Below are 3,047 nucleotides of genomic sequence, written 5' to 3'. Positions count from 1 at the left end.
AGAGAAAGGAGCTGCAGGACGACAATTGAACTTATAGTTATCCACAGCCAGCGGACATCAAAGCTGGCTCAAGCCCCTGGTCAAAATTCAATCGGCACAGGTGGTCAATATTAGATCGGCGGCAACACTTGTGATGCCAGTCCGTCATAAACGCCAACAGCACATCCATCTCTTCTTTGCTGAATGCTGGGCGTGTTTTACCCTTCTCGCCCTTGCTGGTGAGTTTGGGCACGGGCACACGCTCTGAGATGTAGCCTTGCTCTTGGGCTGTGGCAACCAGTCTGCTCCACGTACTTGTGAAATTGTTGAGGGTGCTGGTTTTAGGCTTGCGTGTCATTTGCCTGTCCCGCCACAGTTCAAACTCACGCACATCCGTGTGCGAGAGCGTCTCCAACTGACTGTCGCCAAAGTAAGGCACGAAATAGCGTTCAATGATGCTGACATAGTCATTGAGTGCGGACTTCTTGCCCTTTGCGTCAATCTGCTGCCGCAACGCAGCACAGCAAACGGCAGCAATCTGTGCGACAGAGTGTGTGCGGTGTGCTAAACCCAAGCGTTGTCTGTATCTGGCTTCGTCGTAGATGTCGCAAGCACGGGCAATGGCGTGTTCCAGTGCTGCTTTGCCTGTGCTCTGCCTTGTCCAACTGCCGTCTGTCAAACGGTAGCGACATTGGTACAGCAAACTGCGGCTACGGCGATAAAGGACAAGTTCGCCGTCGCGTAGGTGTATGGACTGCGGAGGGGCTGTGGGAAGGGCTGAGAGCGTCATTCAGAAAGCCCCGCAGCGTCTAGCAAGTTGGACACCATTGGCTTGGTGTGTGCCTCGCTGGCCCCCCAAAGAAAAACCCCACAGCCTCTTGCGAAACTGTGGGGTGTATCTGGTGGCCTGGAGTGGAATCGAACCACTGACACGCGGATTTTCAATCCGCTGCTCTACCAACTGAGCTACCGGGCCTGTGAGAACGATATTTTAGCAGGACTTTTCCGTGGGGATTCCTGCTGGCTGCAAAAAAGTGCGTCACCGGATGGCCCAAATCTTGGCTGAGGTTTCGCTGTGCCAGCGTCTTAGCACAGACTTTGCACATTTTTGAGCACCGTGCGGGGTGGGGATGCGCCAGCGTCTTGAGGTTGACCGTGGTGACTTGCTACAAGTCGGGTTGGGGCGCAAGCGTAAAGAAAATTGACGCTTGAGCGGGGGAATGACGGGTTTATTACCCCACTGGGCTGGCTGACTCGGGCACAACTGTTTGACGACAATTACCTTGGCCGGTTGACGACAACTATGTTGGCCGGTTAGAGGCCTGTTCCGGGCGGGTCCGGGAGGCGGGGCTACCGTTGAGCCTTCGAGACAAATCGAAGGTAGACGGCATGCCCGGCAAGAGAATCACGGACCACCAAGTGCACAAGTACAAACAACACCGCAACCAACTTAGCCAAACGGCCTCGGCTGCCAAAGCGGGCATCAGCGAACGCAGTGCCAGGCGCATCGAGCAGGCCCCTAGCCTGCCCTCCCAACGTCCCAAACGGAACTGGCGCACCCGGCAAGACCCACTGAGCGCAGTCTGGGACAGCGAGATCGTGCCTTTGCTTCAATCGGACGTTCACCTCAACGCCGTCACCTTGCTCGAAGAACTTCAAAACCGCCATCCTGGCCAGTGGGATACCAGCGTGCTGCGCACCCTGCAGCGGCGCATGTTCCTGTGGCGTGCCCAGTTCGGGGCCGAGCGCGAGGTCTACTTTGCCCAAGTTCACCCTCCCGGGCGACAAGGCATCTCTGACTTCACCGTGGCCGATGCTTTGAGCGTGGAGATTGCTGGTGTCCCGTTCAAGCACCGCCTGTACCAATTCGCTTTGGCGCACTCCGGTTGGAGGCACGTCAAGGTCACTCACCCCTCACCCCCCAGCACCCAGCACCCAGTGCCTAGCGAGGTGTAAATCCAGCGCTTGCTAAATGATCAAAAATTAACGCACTGACTTCTGGAAATTTGTCCCATGTCCCACCAATTGTTCCACCGCGTGTTTTGCTCAACATGAAACCGCCATGCGTTTTGATCATGTCGAAAGCGGTGACTTGACTGCCGTCGTCGAGTTCAAGGTGCAACACGCCCTTGTCATCTCTGCCGCGCATGAACATACGCGGAATGCCTTTGGGCATCCGTTGAACTTGTGAACTGTAGATCCATCCTGTGGTGCTCATATTGTGATTGGCACCCTGGATCATATTGAGCTTGACCGGACTCCCTTCGCCTTGCAAGCGTTTGGCCTCTGCTTGGCAGGGCTCTGGAAAGGTGTAGTCGTCTTTTTCTCCTGAAATGAGCAACAAAGGGGCCCATAGTTTGGAAGATTTGAAAGTGAGGTCGCATGCTGCACCGACCGCGAAATAAGCAGCAAAACCCAAGGCATCTGTCTTAACTACCTTTGACGACTCGACAAAAGAAGCTAAAAAGGAAGTGACTGCACCATTCGAATGCCCTCCTAATGCAATTTTGGAAGCATCGATACGCGAATCGCTTTGCAACTTTTTAAGGACCGCGACGGCATCGACCACTCGGGCCTCTTGCCACATTTGAAATTTGTTTGCGCAGACACTTGAAAATCCTCGAGGGGAAAAGCTGTCGAGCAACACAACAGCGAACCCTTTTTGAAGCATAGCTGGCACCATCAGGTTCCAAAAATGATCATCACGTCCGGTGCAATTTGACGGCAGCACAACAGTCTGCCAAGGCGTAGGCACAGTCGGTGCAAGTAGCTGAGTATTCAGGCGAATATCTTTGCCCAGCTTGACATCAAAGACGGTTACTTCCAACGCTTCGGCTGGATAACTGCTCAGAACATTTTGAGCCATTACCGTGTGGCTAACTGTAAAGGCCGAAAAAAGAGCTGGCAGGAAAATCTTAAAGAGCTGGTGTTTATAAGAACTTAGCAGGCTGCTGAAATACTCCCATGTTTAGGTCCACGCCGAGCCCCTGAGAAACGTTAATTGTTGAGCAACTACACGGACACATGATGCGCGGCGCTGACACCTTCACCGAGAGCCTTTTCACGAT

2 protein-coding genes, 1 tRNA gene and 1 pseudogene are annotated in these 3,047 nt (G+C 54.0%); 1 reads left to right on the top strand and 3 read right to left on the bottom strand.

Annotated features, from left to right (window positions below):
• Positions 1-37 precede the first annotated feature (37 nt).
• Positions 38-769, bottom strand: a complete 732-nt coding sequence (locus B9Z45_RS17485) for a hypothetical protein (protein ID WP_233252247.1) — start codon at positions 767-769, stop codon at positions 38-40.
• Positions 770-879: 110 nt separating this feature from the next.
• Positions 880-955: transfer RNA gene (locus B9Z45_RS16460), tRNA-Phe, on the bottom strand.
• A gap of 413 nt (positions 956-1,368) precedes the next feature.
• On the opposite strand from B9Z45_RS16460, the pseudogene B9Z45_RS16455 reads away from it, so the two are divergent.
• A pseudogene (locus B9Z45_RS16455) lies at positions 1,369-1,884 on the top strand (IS21 family transposase); the annotation flags it as partial.
• A 37-nt stretch (positions 1,885-1,921) separates the two neighbouring features.
• On the opposite strand, the gene B9Z45_RS16450 reads toward B9Z45_RS16455, so the two are convergent.
• Positions 1,922-2,845, bottom strand: a complete 924-nt coding sequence (locus B9Z45_RS16450; protein WP_108408278.1) for a dienelactone hydrolase family protein — start codon at positions 2,843-2,845, stop codon at positions 1,922-1,924.
• Positions 2,846-3,047 lie beyond the last annotated feature (202 nt).

This window comes from Limnohabitans sp. 2KL-17 (assembly GCF_003063415.1).
Classification (GTDB): domain Bacteria; phylum Pseudomonadota; class Gammaproteobacteria; order Burkholderiales; family Burkholderiaceae_C; genus Limnohabitans_A.
Note: the sequence above shows the minus strand (reverse complement) of the source record. Positions and strands in the feature narration are given on the sequence as shown.